The following is a 26084-nucleotide window of genomic DNA, read 5'->3' as shown; positions in this document are numbered from 1 at the left end:
ACCTTTGACGAATGAGTAAAAAGATCTATTTATTCTCCTTAGTATTGCTGGCGCTTGTGTTCACTGCTTGCAGTGAGACGGAAGAAGTAGGGCGCTATGATAACTGGCAAGCACGTAGCGATGCCTTTATCGATTCTATTGCGAACGTATATGTCGGACAGCAAAATGGCAGTATACCGGTGACGGATGAAAAAGAAAGACTTTATGCTTTCCCAGATCCGACGAATAATCAGACTATATATGTAAAGAAGATAAAAAAGGGGGAAGGTAAAGAATCTCCTAAATATACTTCTACGGTAAGTGCACATTATCGTATGTCTTATTTTAATGGAGATGTAGTTCAGCAGAATTTTACGGGGGCAGAGCCGACAGAGTTTGATTCTCCTGCAGAGTTTTCTTTAGATGGTGTAATTTCCGGCTGGTCTTATACATTGGTTGAAATGAAAGCTGGTGATTTTTGGACATTGTATATTCCTTATCAAAGTGGTTATGCTTCTGGTACTGGCAACGATGGATCTTTACAGGCATATTCTGCATTAGTCTATAATGTAAAGTTAGATAAGATTGTAGAGCGATAGTCTTATAATTAAAGAGGAATAAAAGTAAATAGGTGCTGTATCGTATAGATGCTGCACCTATTGTTTTTTATGCTACTTACTTTGCAAGGTGATTCTGCCTGCTTCATTCATGTGAGTTCTTTTTCGATTATAAAACTTTATAGCACTTGCATGTTTCCATAGCCATTATTATTACAGCTATTATATTTGAAAGTAAAATAGGGGTCCCATGGGGAGATAAAAAACTTTATTTTGGCAATTACCCTCTCTGAAAGATCAAGGAAAATATACTAATGTTTATTAGAAAGTCTGTATTGATGGACACAATGTCAATGCTTATCTTTAAAATATACCAATATGTTATTTACTTTTCAGAATTAACTTTTTTATTTATTTCTTTTGATTATAAAATTATATATGTACTTTTGTGCTATATTAAATATAATTGTTAGATTTTATGAATGTAGATAAGCGGATAGTAACAAATGTAAAGTGTTTGTCTCCGTTCTATTCGGGAGCCCGAATGAAATGTTTCTGCTTGATTTTTATTTTGTTAGGCAGTTTTGCGACAAACACTGTGAACGCCCAGCAGGCGAAGAGTGAAAAAACAACTCAGTCTTCGCATCGGGTGGTGTACAGAGGTGTGGTAGTCGATGAAGACGATTTACCGTTGGTTGGTGTGAATGTAGTTTTGAAAGACAACAAGCAAGTGGGAGTCACTACGGATGGACAAGGTCGTTTTCAATTGAGTATTCCGGAAGGAAAACATATATTGGTGTTCTCATACATCGGTATGGTGACGCAGGAAGTTCGTGCGAGCGAGGGAAAACAGATGACCGTGCGCATGTTGGCGGATGCCCATCAGTTGGGCGAAACGGTAGTGACCGGTATCTATACTCGTAACATGGACAGCTTCACCGGTTCTGCCTCCACATACAAGGTGGAAGAACTGAAAGCCATTGGTAATCAGAATATCCTTCAAAGTTTGAGTGTCCTCGACCCTTCGTTCGTGATTACGGAGAACAATCTCGCTGGTGCCGACCCCAACAGCAAGTTAGACATCAGCATCAACGGAAAGACAAGCATCACCGGACTGTCGGATACCTACGGCACTGACCCCAACCAGCCACTTTTCATCCTCGATGGCTTTGAAACTTCGCTTGAACGGATTTCCGATTTGAGTATGGACCGCGTGGAAAGCATTACCATCCTAAAAGATGCGGCGTCCGCAGCTATCTACGGTTCGAAGGCTGCTAATGGAGTGGTGGTTGTGGAAACCAAGAAACCGGAGGCAGGCAGGTTGCGTTTTACTTACAATGGCAACTATCAGGTGAGCTGGGCGGATTTGAGCGATTACAATCTGATGAATGCAGCAGAAAAACTGGAATTTGAAAAATTGTCGGGACGTTATGGCGCACTTGATGCCAATGGAGAGATCTTGATGGACGTCAATCGCGAACTCTATTATTCGCGCTACCGCAACATCGTGGGCGGGCTGGATTCTTATTGGATGAACGAACCGCTACGCACAGCGTTTATGCATGACCATAGTCTGAATGCCGAAGGTGGTGACTCAGCATTCCGTTATGGACTGACGTTGCGCTATAAGAATGCCGAAGGTGTCATGAAGAACTCGGGCAGACAGAACATCGACGGAACGGTGAACTTGTCGTATCGTATCGATCGTTTCAACTTCTCGAATCAGACGAACGTTTACTATACGAAGATCGACAATAACGTCGTGTCTTTCTCGCAATTCTCACGAGCGAATCCTTATTACGGAAAATACGATGAAAACGGAGAGGTGTATAGGGTGCTGGAGTCGTACCCCACTTTTACCGGGACTGAGTACGTCTATAACCCCTTGTGGGATTTTCAACAGAAGAGCTTCAACAGAGGCGACCAGTTGACATTGAATAATAATTTCAATGTGGAATACCGCCCCATCGACAAGCTACGTATCATTGGAAAGTTCGGTTTCACAACCACACGTGGGAAAACGGAGGTGTTCAAGTCACCGTTCGACTCCTCTTTCGCCAATACGGAAGAACTGAAGAGAGGAACCTACTCGCACACCAACAATAACAGCACCAACTATGACGGAAGCCTGCTTGTCAGCTACGGTGATGCCATTGGAGTGCATACGTACAACTTTGTGGGTGGTGCCCAGCTTGCTGAGAACAATACCACGATGGACGCATACCTGACTCAGGGATACATCAGTGACAAATTCTATAATCCCAACTTCTCGAACTCTTATCCCGACGGTAGCAAGCCTTCTTCTTCCGTTGTCAAGGCACGTTCCGCCAGTTTCTATCTGAATGGTAACTATGCCTATGACATGCGTTATCTGTTCGACTTCAATGTGCGTTCGGACGGTGCTTCCGTTTTCGGTGTGAACAATCCATTCTCTACGACCTACTCATTGGGTGTGGCATGGAACATCCACAACGAGAAGTTCTTCCGTCAGTCGAAGCTTGTGAATACATTGCGTCTGCGCTATACGTTCGGTAACCCAGGTAATCAGAATGTGGATGCTAAGTTGGCAAACAACGAATATACCTATTACACGCAGTATCCCAATCCGTTCGGGCTGGCAGCTATCGCCACCAAGTGGGGGAACAAGAACTTGGAGTGGAAACGCACGCTGACGCACAATATCGGTGTGAATGCCACGCTGTTCGACCGCAGACTGTCATTGGCGCTCGACTACACGCTGCGTAAGTCCGACCCGGAACTGATTGCCGTAGAACAACCTACCTCTACCGGTACCTCCTCCGTGCCGATGAATATCGGTGCCACCAAGAATAAGAATGTCTCCATGACAATCGGATACGACATTCTCCGTCAGCGCGATCTGCTGTGGAAGGTGACCGCCAATCTGCTGCATACTACCACTACCTATTATAATATAGGCGACTTGCTCGAGAAACTGAATCAGGAAGGACGGGCAAGCCAAACCCTGATCCGTTATTACGATGGTGCCAGCTCTACGGCATTGTGGGCAATCCGCTCGATGGGTATCGATCCGATGACCGGAAACGAGGTTTTCCAGAAGAAGGATGGTACATATACCTACCAGTGGGATTCGTCGGAAGAAATTGTATGTGGTGATTCTACACCGAAGGTACAGGGAAGCTTCGGCACTACGGTGCGCTACAAGGGATTCTCCTTCGGCATGAACTTCACCTATCGCTTGGGCGGACAGACCGTTCTCCAGACCTTGCTGAACAAAGTGGAAAATATCAATGATGTGGCAGTGCGTTACAACCAAGACAGACGTGCCTTGCACGATCGTTGGCAGAAACCGGGTGACATTGCCAAGTTCAAGCGTATCAACGATACGTCGGAAACGAAAATCTCCTCCCGTTTCATTGCCGATGAGAATACGTTGCAGTGCGCCAGCATTTCGTTGGGCTACGAAGATACTACGTCCGATTGGATTCGGAAAGCCGGTTTGTCATCGGTGACCTTCCGTATCTATACCAACAACATATTCCGTCTCTCTACAGTCAAGGAGGAACGCGGACTCGATTATCCTTTCTCCAGAAGCATTTCCGCTTCTTTGGGCTTACGTTTTTAACTGTTTAATTAAGAGTTATGATTACAAAAAATAAGATTAGAATAGGAGTGATGGCGTTGGCAGTGGCTGCGTCTTTCTCTTCGTGTGCCGATTGGCTTGCCGTTGACATGGAAGACTCCATCATGGAAGACCAACTGTATGGGTCGACCGAAGGCTTTTTGTCTTCTTTGAACGGGGTGTATACAAAAATGAACGAGAACTACTCGACGACGCTCTCCATGGGGGCGATAGATGTCATGGCACAGTATTACGATGTGTCGAAAAACAGTACCCACACCTATTATGCATTTGCCAACTTTCAGCCGGAACAGTTTAAGAGTACTTCCAATTCCATTTGGACTACGCAGTATGGACTGATCGCCAACCTGAATACGCTGTTGGAGCATTGCGACGAAGCGGGTTCGGCTTTGAGTGCCCTCTACTATCCCTACGTGAAGGGAGAGGCACTGGCATTGCGTGCCTTCCTGCATTTCGACCTGATGCGTATCTACGGTCCCATCTATCGCGACAATACGGCAGGCGCCATCACTATTCCTTACGCGGAGACCTCTTCAAAGGCAATACAGCCTTTGCTGCCGGCAAAGACGGTGATGGAGAAAATCATTCGCGACCTACAGGCGGCATCCGACTTGCTGAAGGACGACAAGATACGGACAGAGGGAGTCATGAACGGTGAGTCGGACAATCCGAATGAAAGTGTCAATTTCCGCTATCGCCAGTATCGGATGAACTATTTTGCGGTACAGGCATTGCTGGCAAGAGCCTACCTGTGGATCGGTGACAAAGAAAAGGCTTATCAACTGGCTACGGATCTGATAGCCGAGAACAAAGAGAATGAAATATTCATCTGGACGGCTAAGTCGGCAGTTACAGCAACGAATAATCCCGACCGTGTTTTTTCGACGGAAGTAATATTCTCTCTTTATAACACGTCGCGCACGAAACTGTTCGACCAGTTCTTCAACCGTTCGGTTAATTTGAATTCCATCCTCAGTTTTCAGGGTGCCACGCTCGAAGAGGGTAACGCCGAATCCAAGCTGACTTCCTACTTTGATGACATGGGCGACCTGCGGAGAGAGTGCATGTGGAAGGTGGAAGAGGTCAACCAAAGTGGTGAAGAAGGCGGGACGGTAAGTTCGCAGAAGGTGTTGTGTTTGAACAAATACGAAGGAGTGAGTGCTGCCGCCTATCGCTATATGATTCCGCTGATTCGTATGAGTGAGATTCATTTGATAGCCGCCGAATGTACAGACGATCTGGAAGAGGCCATCGGACATCTGAATGCCATTCGGGCAGCCCGCAACTGTGTGAACCTGCAATTGACAGAGAGTGATACGAAAGCAAGCATCCAGGAATACATTACCAACGAGTTCATGCGTGAGGTGATTGGCGAAGGCCAGTTGTTCTTCTATTACAAGCGTCATGCCATGCCTGAAATATTGGCAGGAAACGGATTTTCAGAAGACTGGTGGAGCGGTGATGCAGTTCGGAGTACGGTAAAGATGGACATGCAGGATTACGTATGGCCGATGCCTGAAGTGGAAATGGATAAACGTGTAACATCTGAATAACTATAAAAGAAAGAGCTATATGAAAAAATATGTGATAATAGGGTGCGCTTTGCTGGGGATGCTTTCTCTGCTGGCAAGTTGTGAAAAAGATCTGATGGGATACGAAGGAAAAGACTGTCTCTACTTTGATGTGCGCCGGGGACCTAATCATATCCTTTCTTCTATGTGGGGACACCAATTTTATACGGATGTCTCTTTTGGAACTATCGTGGAGGACGAGGTGGAACTGTCGTTGAAAGTGATGGCTTCGGGCACATTGAAAGATTACGACCGTTCGTTCCGTCTGTGTGTCAATAAGGATAGTACGACTGCCGTTAGTGGCACTGACTTTACGGGATTGCAAGACGAATATGTCATTAAGGCGGGAGCTTCGAGCACGGAAGTGAAGTTCACCGTGCATCGCACCGGGCACATGGATGAGGATACCCTCCAGTTGCAGTTGCAATTGCTGCCCAACGAACATTTCGATTTGAAATATGACAACTACGGTGACCATCCCGGAGTGTATGATCCGACAGACAATGTGGCGTTTTCGGGTAATCACGATGCTTCCATTCATAACCTCTTCTTCTATGACGTACTGTCCATGCCTCGCGGTGCCGATGGACTGACCTCTTCGGGAGGATGGTACGGAAATGATAAAGGCGGTAATGGTTTGGGGCTCTTCGGCAATTTCTCTCCTAAAAAATTCCGTCTGATTATGGAATTGACGAATACGACAGTCGCAGATTATGCCAATAAAACCGTAATGCCTAGTGCAAGGGCGGAGGCTATCGGACAACAGGTAGCTATCTATTTGCTGGAGATGGCGAAATCGCGGGAGACCGTGGTGCTGGATGAAGACGGTACAATGATGTTTGTTGACGCGGTAGGAACGTTGGGGGGGACCCGTGCTTGGCGGGCTTTTACGAAACCGGAAGATTATTTTAAATAAACAAAGATATGATAGTAATGAGGAAAATACAGATATTGTGCGCCGTGTTTGCAGCGTTGGGGCTGGCATCGTGCGCGGAAGATGAAGGCTGCAATACACTGTCGCCAATTAACGAACTGGAGATCAGCGGCATTGAAGACGAATATTATAACGTAGGTTACAAGGAGACACTGGAGATTCCTGTCACGCTGAAAGGCAGTCTATCCGGCAGCGACGAAAGCCGATTCGACTATCAGTGGTATCTTTGCAACAAAGCGGTGTCGGAAAATGAACACGTTCACACCGTGATTGGTACGGAGAAGGACTTGAGCTACCCTTTGAATGTCCCTTCCGGAAACTACCGTCTCTATTTCCGTGCTACGGACAAAGAGACCGGCATGCAATGGGAGAAGGTCTCTTCGCTGACCGTGTTGAGTCCGTTCGTTCGCGGTTTTTATTTGTGGGGAGATAAAGAGGACGGCACCTGCGGTCTGGATTTTGTGAGCATGATCGAAGGGCGCGACACCACTGTGATGGCGGGTATTTTCGACAATACCGTGGGCATGAAAAAGGCTAAGAATATCATCTTCACCGGTTTCTATCATTCACTACCCCATACGGTTAACCTGTGGGCGATCTCCGATAATGGAGCGTATTCATTAGAACATTCATCCTCTTTGGAGAAATTCGGAGTATTGGAAGATGTCTCTCTCGACAAGATGGTGTTCCCTACCGTTGAAGTGACACGCCCGTTGAAATTGGTCGACATTGCTCCTCATCCTTACAGTTCGGCTAATACGAATAGGTCCCGCAGTTGGAGGGTACTGATGACTGAAGGAGATATATACTTCTGTAAGAATATGTATTCGGTAGAATCCTATGGAAATCCGATCAACCGTTACGATGCCGATTCACCGGATTTATACAAACCGTTCCCTTATGTATTTTATCAAGCCAATTCACCTAGCGTGTCAGCGGTGGCTTTCTTTGACGAGACCAATCATCGCTTTACCATTCAGAATAGAGCATACTATAGTGTCACCCATACTATGGCGTGCAACGATTCCGAAACGCCTTTCTGGTTAGATCAAAACCACTATGATCCTGTCCGTCAGATGGTATATGGTGAAAACGGATATGCTCAAGGATACTCTTATGCGTTGATGAACGACGAGAACGGTGATTATTATATCTATAAATTCAAAGTCAACAGATACGGTGCGACAGGAATAGTAAAACAATTGATGCGCACGATTGACAAGTCTGTAGCCACGAATTTCGACCAAGCAAGCCATTATGCTTTCTTTTCCATGCAGCCCATACTGCTTTATGCCGTAGGCGCAGAACTGTGGGCTTATAACTACACAAGTAATGTGGCAAAGAAAGTCCTGACGATGGATGGAGAAATCACTTACCTTGCCATGGATCACACATCGAGCAACAAGCCGACCGATTTCATCGTTGCCACTTATAGCGATGACAAAAAAGGCACGGTGCGCAAATATACTATCGAGGACAATCCGAATGACATCATCGTGACGGAGCACACCTATCTTACGAAAAGTTATCCGTGGAAAACGGATCTGAAAGTGGTGAAAGTAGAATATCGTAATTCAAGTTTATAAAACTATAGCATGAAAAATAAAATGAAAAAATTAGTAGTAGCAGCCTTTGCATTGGGCTTGTCTTTGTCGGTGCCGGCACAAACCGATTTCCGCTCCATCTCTTTTCAGGAAGCGGTGAATGCGGCACGTCAGGAACAGAAAATGGTGTTTATTGATTTTTATACCGACTGGTGCGGACCTTGCAAGAAGATGGCACGCGAGACATTCCCCCAAAAGAAGGTCGGCGAATATATGAACAAGAACTTCGTCTGCCTCAAACTGAATGCCGAGAAAGAGGGCAAGGAACTTGCCGCCCGTTTTGAGGTAAAGGCATATCCTACCTTTGTGATTCTGGATACCAACGAGAAAGTGCAGGCAGACCTGAAAGGATTCATGGATGGCGATACATTTATAGCGAAGGTAAAGGCAGGACTGAATCCCGAATGTTCACCGGAACGCATGGCGGAACGCTATCAGGCAGGCGAACGTACCCCTGAACTGGTAAACAACTATGCATTTCATATGATGGAGCAGCGCAAGGAGAAAGAAGGATTCGAGATTATCGATGGATATTTCAATTCGCTGTCTGATGCGCAACGGTTGGATAAAGCCAATGTATTCTTGTTTACCCGTTATACAATGAGTATCGACGAACCGAAGTCGCGCTTCATGGTAGAGCATCGCAACGAGTTCGATGCATCGGTAAAAGAAGACATCGCAGACAGAATTTCCCGTCTGTATCGGGCAAAGGCGGTTACGTATTTCTCCGGTTATCAGTTGCGTTCCAACCTCTATAAGGAAGAGGAGTACCTGGCATTGAAGAAGGAAATCTTCGACTTGGGTTTGGATAAGAAATACAAGTATGCCCCGATGTTCCGTCTGATTGAAGGCAGACTAACCTGCGACGATGATGCTTACGTAGCCATGTGTGCAAAGGAATATGATAGTTTGGAAGAGTTGGACCGTAGCCTGTTGATTATGAACCTAACCCGTTTGATTAAAACGGAAGACCCTGCTATCCTGAAGAAAATGTCGGAATTCATACGCACACACTTGCGTGAGATGGCACCGAGCTGCATCTCTGTTGCTAGCCGTGCATTGGACGATATTGAATCTCGTATGAACAAGAAATAGAAGTCGAGGGTGTGTCAAAATTCCCTTTTAGGCATTATGACACACCCTCGAAATCGTTAAAATAGGACCTGTTAGACTGCCTCCCTGCAAACGATTCTTCATTTATGAGAAAAGATTAACCTCTCCTTATATCTTATTGCTCTCCTTTGATAGTATTTACAACATAGGTTTTACCGGCCTTTGTTTCGATGTCATACTCATAAACCTTCTGCAGTTTGGGAGATTGCGCACTTACCCCTTTAGCTACAAGAGGTTGCTTGATAGGAGTGGTGGCGAAGAATCTATTTGAGCACTCTTTCCCGTTCACTTGTTTTAAGCCTTTCCCCTTCAGGGGAGTATAAGACCGGATACGGAGCGTACCGCCTATATTCGATCGGATGATCGCTTTATTTAACAGATTGTTTTTCCAGTCCATATCGACAGTAAAGTTTCCACGTGCCACCAACCCCTTTACACTTCCTTCTTCCCAGGCATCAGGCAATGCCGGCAATAAATGTACGGCACCGTCATGACTTTGAAGCAACATTTCTGCCACTCCGGCTGTATAACCGAAATTTCCGTCAATCTGGAAAGGTGGATGGGCATCCAGCATATTGGGGTAGGTACGTCCGTTCGGATATTCTTTTTTCAGGTCATCACTTGGCAATAGTTGAATCATGTTTTTGATGATTTGGAAAGCATGGTTCCCGTCCAGCATACGTGCCCAGAAATTGACTTTCCAACCAATGCTCCAACCGGTAGCTTTATCACCTCGTTGCAGTAATGTGTTTCTTGCTGCCTGGAATAACTCGGGGGTTGAGTATGGAGAAATTTGATTGCTCGGATATAGCCCGTACAAATGTGAAATATGACGGTGCTTGTCTTTGGGGTTGTCAACATCGTCAAGCCACTCTTGTAGTTGGTTATGTTTGCCTATTTGCATAGGTGGCAGCTTCTCTAGTGTTTGTTTGAGAGAATCTTGGAAAGAGGGGGCTTCACCTGCAATGTGTGAAGCTAATAAGGTATTATACAGCGCATCAAAGGCAATTTGGTTATCCATGGTGCATCCGGCGGTGACCGGACCATGTTCCGGGGATACGGAAGGAGCCACCACCAGCCATTTATAGGTAGGATGTTCCGCCAGAAAGTCCATATAGAATTGGGCGGTTCCTTTCAGTATCGGATAATATTCTTTTAGAAATTCTTTATCTCCGCTGAAAAGATAATGTTGCCAGATATGTTGAGCCAACCAGGCACCACCGCTAGGCCACATGCCGGCTGCAGCAAAATCAACGACCCCGCAGATTCTCCATAAGTCGGTATTATGATGTGCTACCCATCCCCGACAGTTATACATTGTTCGGGCGGTTTGGGCTCCTGTGACGGATAAATCTTTCAACATAGAGAATAATGGGCTATGTGTTTCACTTAAATTGGTGACTTCTGCAGGCCAATAGTTCATTTCTGTATTGATATTGATGGTATATTTACTATCCCAAGGTGCATGAGTACTGTTATTCCAAATGCCTTGCAGATTAGCCGGTTGCCCACCCGGTTGCGAAGAAGAAATCAGCAGATAACGTCCATATTGGAAAAGTAGAGCTACCATTGCCATGTCTTCCCCATTTCCGAAGTTTTCAATTCGTTGGGGAGTTTCCAGTTGGGACGTTTTGCCTGCCGGTAATGTAAAGTGTACACGGTCAAATTGTTTTTTATAATAAGCGATATGGTTTTTGAGAGCTTTTTCATAAGGTGTTTGTATCACTCTTTGCAGATACTCGCTGGCCCGGTGGGATTCATCGGCGCTGACATCCTGGTAGTTTACGTAGTTGGTTGCTGCCGATATATAAAGGGTGGCTTCTGTTCCTTCATTTATTTGGAGCGTATTTCCTGCCGGGCGGAGAGTGCCATTCGTTATTACTTGGATTTGACATTCTGCCCGTAGTGCGGCTTTCAAACCTTCCTGCTCTTTCCCTTGACAAGTGACGGTCAGCTTATTATTCTGAACATTCACCTGATGTGCTAAAGGGCAGTTATATGCAATAGTAAAGTTCAGTGCGTTTGCTTTACTTGCTTTGATATACATAATAATGACATTGTCAGTAAATGAAGCAAAAGTGGTGCGGGTATAAGTGACGTTATCCACTTGGTAACGGGTAGTAGTCGTTGCATTCTCCAAATTCAGATCGCGGTAGAAGCCGGATGCGTTTTTGTGTTCCGGGAATTCCAGATAGAGGCTGCCTAATGTCAGATAGCTCATACCGTGTTGTTTAGTCAGAAAGTTGGCGTCAATGAGTTTTTGCGCTTCCTTGTTTCTTCCTTCGAAAATCAGTTTGCGTACAACCGGTAGCACATGTACGGCATTCGAGTTATTATTATTGTAGGGAGAACCTGCCCAAAATGTTTCTTCATTGAGTTGTAATTCTTCGCGTTCGATTCCGCCATATACCATGGCTCCAAGACGGGAGTTGCCGATAGGGAGGGATTCCGACCAATTTTGTGCAGGTTGACTATACCACAGTTTCAGGTCCTGTCCTGAAACAAGGTTGCTTATTAATAGAAGTAATACAAAAAAAGTGTTTCTGTTCATATTGTATGGATTTGTAGCAAAGGTAGCTTATTTTCCAATACAGATGAAAAAAAACGGTTACTAAATTTACCTTGGAAGCACGACTCCCCCATATATAAAAATGAAAATCCTCTTTCAACCTATCACCATCGCCCTGATACTCTTTATTCATCGTATTTACAGAGCGAGGCTGTCTAACAAGTCCTATTTTAACGATTGAGGGTGTGTCAAAATCCCCTTTTTGAGGAAATTACCCCTGCTATAGCTATCTGTGGCAGGGGTGAATCTTTATATTTAGGCATTATGACACACCCTCCTTCTAATTACTGAGGCCTGTTAGACAGCCTCTTGATTTTTGTATTTCAATTTATAAATATCGTTCTTTATGACAACAATAGTAATATCCAATCGCCTCGATTCCTAGGATGAGCATAGGGGGTGAATCTGTTTGGAAGGTGAAGGTAATCGAGTGCTATCAGATTCTTTCAATCTCGTCTATGGAAAGTCCGGAAGCCTGCGAGATAGTGGTAACGGGAATACCTAGTTTCTTTAGATTACGGGCAATTTCCAAACTCTTTTCTTTCATGCCTTCCTTCCGACCTTTCTCTATGCCTTTCTTCATTCCTTTCTCCATACCCTTCTTTATGCCTTCCTCTTCCGCAAACGAAATAGTAACCAGTTGGTCACGAAACACTTTGATGCTCTCATCGTATTTCATGCGTTCTTCTTTGCTCAGGGAAGCGATATCGACAATCTTTTCCAACTTCTCGAAGACTGATTTCCGTGCCTTGAAAGGCATTCTTTTCAATGTTTCCATGTTCTTCAATACATAAATCCAACGTTCAAAATCCGTATCACATTCAGACTCCTCCTTGTTGAAAGACGGGAGTTCGATAAAGATAAAGCGCAACTTGTCTGAGAATGTCTCATGCGTGTCTCGGTCGGCCAATACCACATCCGTACGCAGTTTGTGGGAACCGTTAGGCAGGCTGAAGTTCAAGAAAAATACGCCGTACACCGCTTTTAAGTCAAACTTCCAAAAAATACCCCGCTCTCCCTGACGGGCAATGGTGTGGGACAGGTAAAAAAGGGCACGCTCCTTAAAGTTCGTCTGCTGCTTGTTCTGCATCTCGACAACCAGTTGTTCACCGTTTTCCGTCGTACAATAAATGTCATAGATAACCCCTCTGTCTCCCATGTATTCCGGAAGCAATTCCTTGTCCAGAAAGGTTATGTCGGTGATACACTTCTCGTTCACAAGCAATCCGTTTAAGAAATCGATCAACAAGTCTTTCGTTATCTCCTGCCCGAATATTTTTTTAAATCCTACATCCGTAAACGGATTGATAAAGTTTCCCATTCTATTTTTTTTAGTTTATCCGAGACAATGTGTATCCGATTGGAACAAAGATAGTCTATTTTCCGAAGCATGCGGTCCTGTTTCTTTTTTTTAACTAAAACAGTTCTTTTATTCAGGGATATATTTATTCAATATATCGAATTCGCATTAGAAACGATTTTGCACGCTTGCAAAACGTCCGCAGGCTTTTAGAAACGATAAAATAGCCTTGTTTTGCCTTAGAAAATTTTTAAATAACGTGAATTCGAAATAACTCAAAGCAAATTAAGTTGCCTGTCCTTGATGGACTCAATGTCAATGGCTGGAGACTGACTAACTTTGGGTTGTTAGACAGCCTCTCATCTGTCATCTATCACCGCCTATTTTTTGAGAGCCCGATTTGTTACAAGACAGTTCAATTGCTTGAAACACGTTGTTTCAAGGCACAAAACTCTTTGTCTCAAGGCACGAAACTGCACTTGTCAGGGGACTTGCGTACTACTTTATCATTGTTTCTTCTTGAATAGTTGATCACATAGAGTATTTAACTGTTGGGTAGATAAACTGATCTCCTTGTAAATCTCTGTGAGTTTTTGGGTGTTTAGTTTACCCATGTCTTCTTCTCTGACAATCGGGAGTATACCACCCATCTCTGCAACAGCCGGACTTATTAATATCCCTTTTTCATTTGGAGCATAATAACAATCGAGACGATGTTTTGAGCGTAGGAAAATGAGGCAGTTCCATACTTCTATTTCATCACCTCCGAAATGGTTTATTTTATCGAGACCATACCAGGTTATCATGTTGATTAAAGGTTCCTTATCCGAATAAATGATGGAAAGATTCTCGTAGATCTTTTCAAATTGTTGCAGTAAGTTAACTTTCAGATCTGATGTCATACCTATGCAAGTGGTGAATACATTGTCTGCATAAGTTATCGCGCCGCTTTTGTTTTCTAATATATCCGCCATGAAATTCAGCGCAAAAGGGTTAAACAGTTCTTCTTCTTTTCCGGCTGCCTGGAAATGCATGTGGTCAGGGGCGGAAGCACCGCACTCCGGTCCGTTATAGAGTATATAGAACTCATCCAGGTTTTCAGCCAAATGAAGCATATCTTCAAAACGTCCTTTCATGCTTTGTGGAGTATGTTCCTTGTCGATGATTGTCAAGTGACGCTGAAAAATGGGGTAGGGGTTGAGGCATATCTCGTAATGTCCGAAGGGTAGATAGGTTTGCTCTGCAGGGCGGCTTTTCCTGCATAAGAAACAAGGTCTTTCTTGGATGGAGTGGCTGTCTGTTTTTGCCATAGTCGAGAAGGATGCGTTGGGGATTCGGGAAAATTCGGACTTTCATCTCTCTATTTTCTTCCTTCAGTTTCAATACTTTTTTCTTTTTCAGATTTTCTTCCAACGCTTTATAGTTCCTTTTCGCAAGTTCCCAGTTTTCTTTTTGGTTCTCTATCATTTCCTCTACAACTCCTTGAAACTCTGGATCGATAGTATGCATCTGGATTCTGTTCTTCATTTCCCATGTGCGGATTCGGTCTTTGTAGAAGTTGTTCCGATTGACTTTTTCTGTGCTTAATGCAGCGTCAGAGTTACCTTCCCAACGGCGACAGAGGTATATTACATCATAGATACGTCCGATTTTATATTCCCGCGAGATTCTTAATCCTATGGCATAATCTTCCCCATAGCTGGTATTCGGCAATTTAATATCGCGAAGAATAGGGGTGTAGAAAGCCCGTGGAGCGCCCAGGCCATTGATACGTAGAGCGTTATTCTTCCCATTTTCCGGTGTCCACTCTTTGTGGTCGATGATACCGGGAGCTATTTCGTTCAGTTGGAAGTCGGTCATTAGATAGGTACCTATGACCATTGCGCAACTTTCCTTGTAAAAGGTGTCTACAATTTTCTGTAGAGTGGATTCATCTTTATATAAATCGTCACTATCTAACTGTATAGCAAACTTTCCACATTTCTCGTGATATATGGCCTTATTCCAACATCCTCCTATACCTAAATCATTTTCTTGGGGAATGAGATGGATCACTCTGTTATCAGTGCTTAGTTCCCGGAGTATTTCCGTTGTTCCATCGGTGGAATGATTGTCGATGACAATGATGTTAAAAGAGAAAGTAGTCCGTTGCTTCAAAGCCGAATTGACAGCATCACGGATTGTATGAGCACGATTACGTACAGGGATGATGACAGATGCCTCGAATTCAAAGCTTTCGCTGTGAAGATTTACAGGCCGTGAAGAAGTAGGCATGAAGTAAGCATCAATACATTTCAGGTATTCGGTGCAGGCCGCTTCCATCTCCATTTGCACTTCCCGATTTTGGGGATTTACATAGTCGAATTGTTTTTCTCCGCTTTTCCTGGTATCTGTTTCAATCTCGGTATACAGATATTCATTGATGTGTACAATTGAGTGTTTGTAAGAGATGAATAAACGCATCGCATATAATCCGGCGTATTTGTACTCTTCCTGCACAACCTCTGCTATTTTAGTGAAGGCGGAAGAACTGAATAGAAGCATGGATCCGAAGTCGAAATCATCCCGGACACTTCCTAGTTGGTAGTCAATGACAGGTGCTTGTTTAACTTCTCCGTTAATCAGCTGGTAGTGGTCGGCATAAACCATTCCATTCTTTCTGTCGCTCTCCAGAATCTGCACCATGCGTTCCAAGGCGTATAGCCCCAGTTCTAATGGAGTTTGTTTCAGGTAGAGCAGAGTATATTCCGTGTCCGCATTGGCTGCAATTGTTCTCATTGTGTCTGTGGAATATAATCCTTTATAACAAAGAGATATTCACAACCCGGAAGAGCTCTCTTACTGGGATCCGAGCTTAATAAATAGATTTTGTTTACCAGCTCTGATGCTTGTAGTTCTTTTACTGTCTGCATAGTATCTTCCGGGGTGCCGAAAGGTATGAAGCAATTCATTTTTTTCTTCATCTTGATTTTATTATTAAAGGATTGTTATAGAGTGGATGTCTACAAATGTAGGGAATTTATTATAGATATGCATACTCTTACATGTTTTTTATTCCGGGTGTACCTCCGGTTGTATGTTTGGATGAGTGCCAATTCTTATTGAGGGAGGTCAGCTCCGGGGATTTCTTTTCGAGTGAGATGCCAATTGTCTTTTCTGATGTATGCATCTCATCTCTGAAACAGCAAGTGTCAAAAGTATGTCCTGCTGCTGTCTTTTTACTACTTGAGAGTGCCAGATAACCTCCCTTATTGCTTAAAGCAGGAAAGTTAGGTATTATAATCAGCGTTTCTCCTCCGACTTTATGTTTTTGAATTACCTTGTTGCCGTATTTGGTGAAACAAAGATATCCTTTGGATGGAATGTTAAGAGGGATGGACGTATTCTCATTTTGAAGGGTAGTAGTGCTGTATATGGTGCCATCTTTATACATTTTATATAGATAAAGGGCCGGTACGCTGACCGTTGTTTCGGTCGGATTATAGATTTCTATATATTCTGCGCCATCAGTAGCATTGTCATACATTATTTCATTGAAAAGAAGCATGCCTCTCACATCTTCCGGTAATTCGGGTGTGTCCGGATGATCCGGTATTTCAGGTGTTTCGTCGGGTGTGGTGGTCGTTTCCACGTCATGAGATAGCCGTATGTGAGGAAATGTAAATCCTTTACAGCGGGTTTTGGTATAGATGCAGTATATACCGCAGCAGAGCGAAGTCGGTATATCCATATTTTTCACTTGTTCCTCTTTGACATATTCATTCTCGGATTCGAGACGTGTCCAGAAGGTCCAGTAACCGTTATTGTCACATTCTACTTTGATGGATAGCTTCGGTGAGTTATTGCCTTTCATCAGTTCTCTGCCTGAAGCCAGCAGTTGGGTACCGTCTTCCTTCTGGCGGTAAAGGGCTATATTATCTTTGGAGCCTCCTATTTGAATATAATAGCCGTTTAGTTTACCGGAAAGTACCTTGGAAGAAGAGGTCAGATAAAACCGTGCATAATTGTTGGCGGAAGGGTTGAATGTGAGATGCACTCCAAATTCCCAACGGGTATTCTTCACCGATGTGGACGGTATGGTGAGATAAGCCGTCCCGGCATCTTGTTGTGGGTCATTCAGATGAACACCTTCTTTAGAATTGATGGTGAACTTATCCGTTTCTCCTTCCCAAGGAAGCCCGGAAGTAGCCGTATCTTCTCCTTTTTCTTCGTCATCAGCAGGAAGTGAACAATGATAGAATACCATCACAAAGAGACTTAGGGAACCCAATACTTTATAAACTTTCATACGGCTTTGATTTTTAGTTTTTATTCTTATTTTACCGTATTTGTTTATGTATAATGCAGAACCAATTGCGGCTTAAAAAGTTGAATGATTGGACAAAGATAATTTTTTTTGCCGGAAAAAGAGCATACTTACAGAAAAAAGATGATAATTCTTTTTGTTTTTTATCAATGTAGGGAAAGAAAACAGTGAAGGGCTATCCGAAGTCCTATTTAATAGATTGACTTTTGATAGCCCTTTGCAACGGTTACATTCAATATTGGAATACTATTCGAAACGTGGCATTACATATTTATCTGTATGAGAGGTAAAAGTAATGCCGGGCATGGAATAAGTGGACGATTTGTTTTCTAATTTTTTAATCAATGAATAATCGTCGGCATTCAATGCGTAATAGTTATCAGAGGTCGGAGTAGTCACGCGTACCGTCCAAGCGAACATATTACCGATAATGGTTAGGGCATCTGTTTCGGGATTGAATACCGGAATGCCTGTTTTCACCACTTCGTATGTCCGGTTCTGCAGTACATAGAAGGCCTTGTTGACATCGGTCATGAAGGCAAGTGTCTTCTTGTTTCTGAATTCTGTCAGATACAGATGTTCCGGTGTCACTCCTTCAGGCAAGGTGATAGCACGAACATACGGACGCCCTTTCACCTGTTTCAGATGAAACAGACGGCGGTTGGCATCCAGCAGAAGATACCCTTCGTCATACTCTTTTTTTACCGTTGGATTTCCTGCAATTGCCGTTGCGGGAAAGTGGAAACCTTTTTTAGTCATAGCTTCGGTAAACTGGTGGCTCTTGTCTTCCTTCACGCAGTTGGAGGCCATGTCAATAAATTCGATTCCTTGGGAGGTGATGCGGAATACATCGTCCGGCATTTTCAGGTCTACACGTCCTGACAGGGATTCCATCAGAGGATAAAGTCCGATAGAAGGCGCATTGATATCCGAAGGCACACTACGGAAGTTGAAGTTTTCCGTCTGTACCATTTTAGGAGTTACTGCAATTCCTTGAATGGTATCCGGAAAACGTTCATCGGACATCAGCTGACGAAAATAAAACATCGGCAGGATACTGTCGAAAGCAGCCTCCGAATAAATATTTCCAGCCAGGTCGCGACGTACGGTTCCTTTTCCCTCTTCCTGTCCCATTTGCGCAAAATCGCCAATCACGAAACTGTATAGGGTAAAAGGAGTCTTCTCCGGTTTTACGACAAAAAAATTGTAACACCAGGGCAACTGCCAAAGAAGCAGAAAAGCGATGGTTACATATAATAATATAGTACTGAAACGTCTCATTATTCAATCTTTTTATTTTTAATCTTTACTTGTTCCTAGTCCTGTTTTCCTGCCTTGAATCGTACGATAGAAAGCCATGAGAAAGAAGCTGTCAACAACGTATAAACCGCTAAATAAGGGAGGAACTTGTTATATGCTTCCGGTGTGGACGACAGAAAGAAGATTCTGAGTAATAATACTGCGATTATGAGATTCAGAATACGACGTTTCCATGCCGGTTCGAGACAGATCCATGCCACAAGCAGGTAACCGGAAATTCCGGCAAGATACCAGGTGAGAGCGGTGAGCAATAGGTGGTTCTTCAGTTCATGGGCAAGTATTCCGTTCAGGTATATTTCCATTAACAGAAAATTGGAAGCGAAGCAGACAAGTAGTAATACTAACCCCGAAAGCAACATATTTCCCGTCATCTTCAACTCCGGATAAGGCAGATGAAGTGTTAGCTTCAGGCATTTGCGCTGCATCTCGGGAACAAATTGTACAATAGCCATCAAGACTCCTGTAATCAGGGGGATATATTGCAACATATCAATGAAGATGACATCTCGTTGCAGCATCACTTCCCACACATGAGCAGCCCCTTTCATCTCTATCACCCGGTTGATGCGGAGCATACAGTAGCCGGTAAAACCAAGTGTGGCGAGCACGGCTAGTAGAAAATACCACCGTGTCTTTATCCATTCTTTATAAAATATAGCGTACATTGTTTTTATAAATTATCAACGATTCTAGTATTTGCCTGTCAGGCCGATAAATGCATCTTCCAGATTGACCTGTTCACTATGAAAATTCGTGTAGGGCACTGACATGGATTTTAGTTTTGCTTCTGTTTCTGCCGGTTGAAGGAAGGAGAAGGTCTCCAACCGGTTCCTTATGACAGAAGGATGATAGAAATCATCGGATGCAGGAAGTTCGTAGCCTTCAGGAACAGTGAAGGTATAGCGCCGGCCTTTTTCCAATAGTTCGGTGATTGGCTTCTGGATCAGTATCTTTCCGTAGTCCATGATGATACAGTCGTCAACAAGCCGTTCCATATCCTGAATGATATGCGAGGTCAGAAAGACGGTTTTTCCTTCTGAACGGGCATAGTCGCGGAGATAGTCGACAAACAGGCGACGATAGCCGGGATCGAGTCCGAGAGAGAAATCATCCAGTACGAGAAGTTCCGGGTTCTGTGCGAGAATCAATCCGAGGGCTACTTGTGAACGTTGTCCGCAGGACATACGCGAGATACGTTGTCCGGTGGCTACTTTCAATTTATTCATCAGTTCGTAATAGGCTTCCTTTTTCCATTGTCCGGGATAGAAAGCTGCATAGAACTTCTCTATCTCGGTGATGGTCATGAATTGGTATTGCACATGACCTTCGATGAGCAGTCCTATATTGCGGCGCAGAGCCGGTGCCATTGTCTGTATCTCCTGTCCGAAAATGCGACATTCTCCCGAATGGGGTTTCAGGTAACCGCTCAAGATATTGATCGTGGTGGTCTTGCCCGTACCGTTCTTTCCCAATAGTCCCAGGATACGTCCTTTGGGTACTGTGAAACTAAGATTTTTGTAAATCAACCGTTTGCCGTAATAATGCGTCAGGTTGTTACATTCGATAATATGCTCCATTTGATTTTATCTGTTATTCTATTCAAAAGAAGAAAAGGAAAAGAATGGGAATCAAGATTCCGGCAATTAGTTCGATTCCTCCCCTTCCGATTATACCCTTATTCCCTTTCAGCATGATGATGCCGGAAAGCGTAATGATCATAAGAGCGATAGCGAAAATATCCGCAAAGTAAGTCCACCATTGTCCCGGGTTGTAATGCAAGCGGGACATTGCTCCGATAAGCGGACGGCGGGTGACGGATTCATAGACCGCTTCCCCCGTTTTCACATTGACGAGGAGGTTGGATCCGCCTTTCAGGAATACTTTCATTACGTCCGTTTTCGGGAAGTAATGCTTGGTATAGTTGCCGCTTTCTCCCAACGGTTCTAGGAGGGGGAGTATTTTTTCCTTGTTCATATCTGCTTCATCCGGTAGCTTTTCTGCTATTTTATACTCTTTCCGTGTGATGGAAAAGTGCGGGTTGATCGTATTACGGTGATTCATTACTATTCCGGAAATGGCATATATCAATACCATTCCGGAAAAGAAAAATGATAAGTCACGGTGTATGAGTCGACTCCACTTACGGATGTTGTTACTCCACTTCATACGAGATAGCTTCCATGAAATAGAAAGATAGATACTCTTTTCCTGTTTCAGCCTTGCGGTCGGCTATTTTTGCACGGAAATCTGCAATGCGGGCTTCAGGGGTGTTGGCTGTTTCGCCACGTGCTTTCTTTTCAGAATCGCATCCGGCTTTGTCGGTTCCGTGTTTCTCGGTAGCTTGTGCTTTGAGCTGTGCCTCCCAGTTCTGGAGATAAGCTTCGTCAATGCGTTGTTCTTTGAGTGTTCCGGTAACACGAACGATGGAGTTTATGCATTTAGGGTCGAATGCTCCCAAGGTTCCCGCTTCTACACGGATCATTTGGGTATCGTCACTACCCATCAGGAAGATTTTTTTGGCTCCATGTTTACAGGTATGTGTGCAGACGCCTTCAATGGTCACTTCTTGTCCTACAAGGCTTTCGGCATTGGCAAGAAGAGAGTCGATTCCCAAGGCGGAAAATGCAGCCTGTTCTGTAGTCGTTTCTGATACGCTTTTCTGTTGTTTGTTACCACATGAGGTTCCGATAAAAGTCATTGCCACGATGGCAATTACGATTGTTAGCTTTTTTGTTTTCATTGTTCTTGCTTCATTTTTATATAGTTGGTAATAACCTTCTTGATTCTTTTCGTTTCCCGGCATGAAACAAATATGAATCCTTTAGTTGCCGGCTTGATCTTTTACGCAACGAATTGCTTGTCCGCAAAGTATGCTGGCAAAACTTACTGAGACTTTCCCCTCTGGATTATTCTTCGCAAATGCCCCCATGAGTGAAAAATATTGAATATTGCTTACTACATCGGCTTTTTTAGCGACTTTGTAGGCTGTTGAGGTCATGTAATAGGTTGTTGTACATTTGTTATACCATTCTTCTTTGCTGCAATTGGTGCTGTTCGTAGTAACTGTTTGATATCTTGGAGTGGATGAATACCCCGTGGACATACGTACACCCGAAATCGGATAGTTAAATCCTGCATCGATAAATGATTGGACTTTGGCGGCTTGATAATCCTTATCATAGAAGAGTGCATCTTCTTTATATTGCTGTCCGGTTTCTCCTTCTGCTGCATTGGAATTACCTACAAGATTGAAATAATCGGTACGTGTTGGTATATGCCAACCCTTTGGACAGATACCTTGTTTCCCTTCAAAAGAAGCAAAGTTCTCTTCTGTAATTTTCTGACCTAGTGCTGCTTCTAAGTCATAGAGATACCCTGATTCTTTAATTGCAGCTTCGGAAGTTAAGGCTTTTGCTACCCCATCCACGATCTCATAAGGATACCAGATATGTGAATCTACCGTTGGATCACTTGAAGGAGTATATCCTTTCGGTAAATAGATAAGCGCTTCTGCCATCCATGTCGTACCGTTTGAGAGAGTTACCGTCTTATATTTCACATTGTCATACAGGAAATAGTTCTGATCGAGATGTTCTTCGAAAGGAATTTCATTATCAGCCCCGATTTCGCCCTCATCTGTCCAGTTTTCAATGTCACCACTAAGTATGACTTTTATATCGTCAGGTAACACGCGAATGTTGACACTGTATTGTCCTCCTTGTGCCAAAGTGGTAGAAGTGAGCTTTTGCGACAAGGTCTTACCGTCAGATGTTGCTACTTCAAGTGTCAAGGCCACTGTTTGGGGAACGATAATAGCGCGGTATGTCTCATTCGCTTTAACGGCCTGTGCAACAATACTTGTAGCAGAGGCGTTTGCATCAGCAGTCACTGTGAGAGCTGACAAATCAAGAGTCGCGGTCGGGATAGAGCCTTTCAATACGATGGACGAGATGTTTGCTTCTACATCCTTCGTTACATGAATCACCAGTTTGGTAAGCAAGTGCTTAAAATTCATGCTTATAGCGTTTGCAGTCGGAAGCACATCCGATTTCTTTGCTGCCATGAAATCCGATGCTCCATATCCGCTGGTCTGATCGGTCTTTACAGAAAATGAAGCCGGAGTATTACCTTCTCTATAAGGATAATAGGCTACTATTTGCGATTTGTCGTTTCCTTCCGGGTACCAAAGTAAATCACTGGCAAATACTCCGTCATTGTATGTCATCGGTTTGTTTTCCGCATATACGAAGTCACCGTTTTGGGTAATTGTAACACCGATTTTATCTCCGGTTTCAAAGTTAACTTCCGTAGCACGTGTAATCACAGGAGAGATGGTGATGCGACTGTTTGCAGGAGTCGTGGCTTCATTCTCCTCTTGTTGGCAAGATACCAAAAGTGCTGCTGCGAAGATAAATGTCAAACTCTTTTTCATTGCTTAATAAATTTAGTTTATATATATATTCATTGTTTTCAAAAAATATATCCTAATTTGATAGTCTCGTTCCAACGGTTCGAACCATCTATGTATTGAAGATTGAAACCGTGTGTATAACTACCCTGTATTTCCGCATAAATTTCATCGTTGAAATAATAGCGCAATCCGAGATGAAATGTCGCCTGCGGGGCGGTTGCATATTCATTTCTCAGATGGTAATAATCAGTCAGCCGATAAGGCGGATCCCCCGGCTCCATACCTGTTGCCGTAGTCCTGTTTTTCTCGGTAAAGTTTCCTATGGTAAAGGATGCAGCCGCTTTCAGGTCGAGTTTGCCCCAATGAAGTACATTGGAGATATAAGTTTGGCTGCAAAGCATCTTTTCCGAAACCACATAAGGATACATCTGTGTGGCCAGTCGCCTGGATGTTGATATATTCGTTCCCAAGCGAAGTTCCGTGCGGGGACTTATGAATTCATATTCAGGATGGACGGAGAAAACGTCCTGCTCAAAAATGCGGTTGGCCCCGTGTATATAAGTAGTCGTTATCCCGTTCATCGTTTCTTTAGTTATCACATTCTCGTTGTTGACCAGATGTGACCATTGCAGGTTCAGCCGTAAAAAATGCTCTTTCTTCTCCTGTTTGAAATGGTAACTCAACTGGGAAGTAATCCGGTGAGTGGGGAATTTAAACCAGATGGCATCTCTTTCACCGGCAGAACCTGAAGAGTATGTGTATTCAATATCTCCGTAAAAACCTTTCCATTGAAGCTGCAAGGCTCCCCCGTTCAACCATTCTTTGATGGGGAAACCGTTGATACCCGATTCGCTGAGATGGATTCCGCTACCGTCCCATGCCTCGTAGGTTCCATACATAAGCCCTTTATCCAGAAAAGCATTGTAAGATTTCTCGGCTGTGCCGATGACTTCTGCTTTCACAGATTCGCTGTTTTTACCGAGGATATAGGAAACCCCGATTGCCATATCTCCTGAATGATACATGACGCTGGGAACTATTTTCAAATCCAGCCGGTAATTGGTATGCCTCAAGTCTTTTCGTTTGGAATAGTTGGATGCGGCAAAGTCAATCTTTCCTCCCAATCGCCAGTTGGGTGCAATATCGGTTGCAATACCACCCATGAAAGTATAGGTTTGTAAGTTTTTACGTCCGGGCGTGAACTCCAGGAGATTGACGGGATAAAATCCCGGGTGGGTGAACATCGAACCGCTCATATCCCTGCCGGAAGTATGGTCGAAGGAGAATGAACCTGTCAGCGAATAGCCTTTCAGATGAGTGATGGACTTTGCTACCGCTCCGGCACTCCATGCTTCTTTTGCTTCGTAATAGTTGCGGAAATCACCGTGGTTATTCTTTCCGTACAGTTCGGCATAAGAAGCAGAGAGACTGTCCGTCATGATGCCGGTGACATTTGCCCCGGCATTCCAAGAGTTACGGCGTTCGATGATGTCATAAGTCTGCGCCGAAACTCCGGATGTCAGACATAGAATCCAAAGACCTGTTATATATATTTTCTTCATCTCACTCATGCAAAGATTGTTTTTCCCGTTCATAAAAATCGGTAGAAGAATTGTTCGTATCTACCAGTACTTCATAACCCTCTTCCTGTGTCGCCTTTTCATCCACATGACGGCATAAACTGCGTCCGTTGTACGTGGCACTTTGAGTGACATATCCCGCATCGATGGATGGGGAAATGCGCTTTTTATTGCTGGAGGAACCGCCATAATACACCTCCGTCCCATCAATCACCCAGTCAAACGGTACCGTTATCACCCGTTCGGTGGTGCTTCCCGGCTTCTGTATGACGCTGCCTTCTTTAAGAACGAAGTCCTGTATCGTAGTATCCTTGGCTTTAAAAATAATCGTGGCCGGAGAAAAGATGGAGAATGTATAAGCGTTCGCCTGTCCTGTTTTCAACACTACGTTCAGGTAATGATCCGGTGTAATCCGATCGCCGGGAGCCGGATGATATTGTGTGTTCGGGAAATAAACATTGTTGTAACATACAAAATATCCGGGTTTGTTCAGATTCACAGATTGCGGATATTGTGCCGCATGGTCAACTGCTCCGTTGATGGCAATCACCGCATCCTCTCCCGGTTGAAGCGGAAAAGTTTTGCCGGTACCGCCAAACTGCCAGATGCATTGTGCGATAGGAGCGAAGGTGGGGAAGATGGTTGCTCCGGTTGCTTCGTCCTGTGTCACCCATACATTGGTGGCTTGTGAATTGTAAGGATCGAGCGCTCCGAAACACAAGCTATCCAGATATTGCACTTCCGAGCCGTTATTATGCAGGATCATGTACTTGTCGGACTGATAATTCCCTTCCAGCGGTAACCTGCTACATCCCCCGCAGTAAATCTCTTTAATCACGATCGTTCCGGCTCTGGAATGAATCAGCGGAAGATGAAGAGAAATATCACTACCGGTCAGCTTTACATGATCAGCTAACCCGTTGAAAATATCCTGTCCGTCTTTGTCACTGATTTGCACACGGTATATACCTTGGGTCAGAGAAAATTGCGCCACCCCATTCTTGTCGGTTTTAGCCTTGTAAGAATTTCCACGGTCGACATCTTCAATCTTTACCGTCACTCCTTCCCGGAGATGCTCCGTGTATCCGTCCGGATATACGGCGATAACCTGCAGGCTGTGCAATTGGTTGTCATACGGATTCTCTTTATCGATATCCGTGCATCCTGTAAAGATGCCGGTCACTGTGAGTAGTAATATGTAGATGGATTGCTTCATAT

Annotated in this window: 17 protein-coding genes and 1 pseudogene; 6 read left to right on the top strand and 12 right to left on the bottom strand. The window is 44.1% G+C overall.

Features of this window, described 5'->3' with window-relative positions:
• Positions 1 to 11: 11 nt before the first annotated feature.
• From AB9N12_RS05315 to AB9N12_RS05290, 6 genes are all read left to right on the top strand, one after another.
• Positions 12 to 578, top strand: coding sequence for an FKBP-type peptidyl-prolyl cis-trans isomerase (locus tag AB9N12_RS05315; protein ID WP_369890321.1), 567 nt, complete (start codon positions 12 to 14; stop codon positions 576 to 578).
• A 556-nt stretch (positions 579 to 1134) separates the two neighbouring features.
• On the top strand, positions 1135 to 4140 hold the full coding sequence (locus AB9N12_RS05310) for a SusC/RagA family TonB-linked outer membrane protein (protein WP_369890319.1): 3006 nt from the start codon (positions 1135 to 1137) through the stop codon (positions 4138 to 4140).
• A 17-nt stretch (positions 4141 to 4157) separates the two neighbouring features.
• The gene (locus AB9N12_RS05305) at positions 4158 to 5711 is read left to right on the top strand and encodes a RagB/SusD family nutrient uptake outer membrane protein (protein ID WP_369890317.1); all 1554 of its coding nucleotides are present in this window, start codon (positions 4158 to 4160) and stop codon (positions 5709 to 5711) included.
• 19 nt (positions 5712 to 5730) lie between these two features.
• Entirely contained in the window at positions 5731 to 6645 is a 915-nt protein-coding gene (locus AB9N12_RS05300) for a DUF4843 domain-containing protein (RefSeq protein WP_369890315.1), read from the top strand.
• 8 nt (positions 6646 to 6653) lie between these two features.
• On the top strand, positions 6654 to 8249 hold the full coding sequence (locus AB9N12_RS05295) for a PKD-like family lipoprotein (protein WP_369890313.1): 1596 nt from the start codon (positions 6654 to 6656) through the stop codon (positions 8247 to 8249).
• Between the two features lie 21 nt (positions 8250 to 8270).
• On the top strand, positions 8271 to 9362 hold the full coding sequence (locus tag AB9N12_RS05290) for a thioredoxin family protein (RefSeq protein ID WP_369890311.1): 1092 nt from the start codon (positions 8271 to 8273) through the stop codon (positions 9360 to 9362).
• A 133-nt stretch (positions 9363 to 9495) separates the two neighbouring features.
• Here AB9N12_RS05290 and AB9N12_RS05285 read toward each other — a convergent pair whose 3' ends face one another.
• The 12 genes and pseudogenes from AB9N12_RS05285 to AB9N12_RS05230 all read right to left on the bottom strand — a co-directional run bounded on the left by AB9N12_RS05285 (position 9496) and on the right by AB9N12_RS05230 (position 26082).
• Entirely contained in the window at positions 9496 to 11931 is a 2436-nt protein-coding gene (locus tag AB9N12_RS05285) for a glycoside hydrolase N-terminal domain-containing protein (protein WP_369890309.1), read from the bottom strand.
• Between the two features lie 454 nt (positions 11932 to 12385).
• Positions 12386 to 13270: an Rpn family recombination-promoting nuclease/putative transposase gene (locus AB9N12_RS05280; protein WP_369890307.1), complete on the bottom strand. Its 885-nt coding sequence runs from the start codon at positions 13268 to 13270 to the stop codon at positions 12386 to 12388.
• A gap of 485 nt (positions 13271 to 13755) precedes the next feature.
• Positions 13756 to 16212, bottom strand: a pseudogene (locus AB9N12_RS05275) (DUF4922 domain-containing protein).
• A gap of 77 nt (positions 16213 to 16289) precedes the next feature.
• Positions 16290 to 17537, bottom strand: coding sequence for a lamin tail domain-containing protein (locus AB9N12_RS05270; protein ID WP_369890304.1), 1248 nt, complete (start codon positions 17535 to 17537; stop codon positions 16290 to 16292).
• 264 nt (positions 17538 to 17801) lie between these two features.
• Positions 17802 to 18836: a DUF4857 domain-containing protein gene (locus AB9N12_RS05265; RefSeq protein WP_369890302.1), complete on the bottom strand. Its 1035-nt coding sequence runs from the start codon at positions 18834 to 18836 to the stop codon at positions 17802 to 17804.
• 35 nt (positions 18837 to 18871) lie between these two features.
• On the bottom strand, positions 18872 to 19540 hold the full coding sequence (locus tag AB9N12_RS05260) for a hypothetical protein (RefSeq protein WP_369890300.1): 669 nt from the start codon (positions 19538 to 19540) through the stop codon (positions 18872 to 18874).
• Between the two features lie 24 nt (positions 19541 to 19564).
• A complete protein-coding gene (locus AB9N12_RS05255) occupies positions 19565 to 20452 on the bottom strand; it encodes an ABC transporter ATP-binding protein (RefSeq protein ID WP_369890298.1) in 888 nt (295 codons plus the stop codon).
• 22 nt (positions 20453 to 20474) lie between these two features.
• On the bottom strand, positions 20475 to 21041 hold the full coding sequence (locus AB9N12_RS05250; protein ID WP_369890296.1) for a PepSY-associated TM helix domain-containing protein: 567 nt from the start codon (positions 21039 to 21041) through the stop codon (positions 20475 to 20477).
• The gene (locus AB9N12_RS05245; protein WP_369890294.1) at positions 21028 to 21615 is read right to left on the bottom strand and encodes a hypothetical protein; all 588 of its coding nucleotides are present in this window, start codon (positions 21613 to 21615) and stop codon (positions 21028 to 21030) included. The genes AB9N12_RS05250 and AB9N12_RS05245 overlap by 14 nt, the downstream gene beginning before the upstream one ends.
• Positions 21616 to 21696: 81 nt before the next feature.
• Positions 21697 to 23307: a fimbrillin family protein gene (locus AB9N12_RS05240; protein WP_369890292.1), complete on the bottom strand. Its 1611-nt coding sequence runs from the start codon at positions 23305 to 23307 to the stop codon at positions 21697 to 21699.
• Between the two features lie 38 nt (positions 23308 to 23345).
• On the bottom strand, positions 23346 to 24857 hold the full coding sequence (locus AB9N12_RS05235; RefSeq protein WP_369890290.1) for a DUF6850 family outer membrane beta-barrel protein: 1512 nt from the start codon (positions 24855 to 24857) through the stop codon (positions 23346 to 23348).
• Positions 24850 to 26082, bottom strand: a complete 1233-nt coding sequence (locus AB9N12_RS05230) for a DUF4876 domain-containing protein (protein WP_369890288.1) — start codon at positions 26080 to 26082, stop codon at positions 24850 to 24852. The genes AB9N12_RS05235 and AB9N12_RS05230 overlap by 8 nt, the downstream gene beginning before the upstream one ends.
• Positions 26083 to 26084: the final 2 nt, after the last annotated feature.

This window comes from Bacteroides sp. AN502(2024) (assembly GCF_041227145.1).
GTDB lineage: Bacteria > Bacteroidota > Bacteroidia > Bacteroidales > Bacteroidaceae > Bacteroides.
This window is presented reverse-complemented; position numbering and strand designations above follow the sequence as displayed.

What these genes read in the sequence shown, in the direction of transcription:
- AB9N12_RS05270 (WP_369890304.1), bottom strand. Translation starts at nt 17,537, where the DNA reads ATGAAAGTTTATAAAGTATTGGGTTCCCTAAGTCTCTTTGTGATGGTA.
- AB9N12_RS05290 (WP_369890311.1), top strand. Translation starts at nt 8,271, where the DNA reads ATGAAAAAATTAGTAGTAGCAGCCTTTGCATTGGGCTTGTCTTTGTCG.
- AB9N12_RS05250 (WP_369890296.1), bottom strand. Translation starts at nt 21,041, where the DNA reads ATGAAGTGGAGTAACAACATCCGTAAGTGGAGTCGACTCATACACCGT.
- AB9N12_RS05295 (WP_369890313.1), top strand. Translation starts at nt 6,654, where the DNA reads ATGATAGTAATGAGGAAAATACAGATATTGTGCGCCGTGTTTGCAGCG.
- AB9N12_RS05280 (WP_369890307.1), bottom strand. Translation starts at nt 13,270, where the DNA reads ATGGGAAACTTTATCAATCCGTTTACGGATGTAGGATTTAAAAAAATA.
- AB9N12_RS05285 (WP_369890309.1), bottom strand. Translation starts at nt 11,931, where the DNA reads ATGAACAGAAACACTTTTTTTGTATTACTTCTATTAATAAGCAACCTT.
- AB9N12_RS05245 (WP_369890294.1), bottom strand. Translation starts at nt 21,615, where the DNA reads ATGAAAACAAAAAAGCTAACAATCGTAATTGCCATCGTGGCAATGACT.
- AB9N12_RS05240 (WP_369890292.1), bottom strand. Translation starts at nt 23,307, where the DNA reads ATGAAAAAGAGTTTGACATTTATCTTCGCAGCAGCACTTTTGGTATCT.
- AB9N12_RS05260 (WP_369890300.1), bottom strand. Translation starts at nt 19,540, where the DNA reads ATGTACGCTATATTTTATAAAGAATGGATAAAGACACGGTGGTATTTT.
- AB9N12_RS05265 (WP_369890302.1), bottom strand. Translation starts at nt 18,836, where the DNA reads ATGAGACGTTTCAGTACTATATTATTATATGTAACCATCGCTTTTCTG.
- AB9N12_RS05235 (WP_369890290.1), bottom strand. Translation starts at nt 24,857, where the DNA reads ATGAGTGAGATGAAGAAAATATATATAACAGGTCTTTGGATTCTATGT.
- AB9N12_RS05300 (WP_369890315.1), top strand. Translation starts at nt 5,731, where the DNA reads ATGAAAAAATATGTGATAATAGGGTGCGCTTTGCTGGGGATGCTTTCT.
- AB9N12_RS05315 (WP_369890321.1), top strand. Translation starts at nt 12, where the DNA reads ATGAGTAAAAAGATCTATTTATTCTCCTTAGTATTGCTGGCGCTTGTG.
- AB9N12_RS05255 (WP_369890298.1), bottom strand. Translation starts at nt 20,452, where the DNA reads ATGGAGCATATTATCGAATGTAACAACCTGACGCATTATTACGGCAAA.
- AB9N12_RS05305 (WP_369890317.1), top strand. Translation starts at nt 4,158, where the DNA reads ATGATTACAAAAAATAAGATTAGAATAGGAGTGATGGCGTTGGCAGTG.
- AB9N12_RS05230 (WP_369890288.1), bottom strand. Translation starts at nt 26,082, where the DNA reads ATGAAGCAATCCATCTACATATTACTACTCACAGTGACCGGCATCTTT.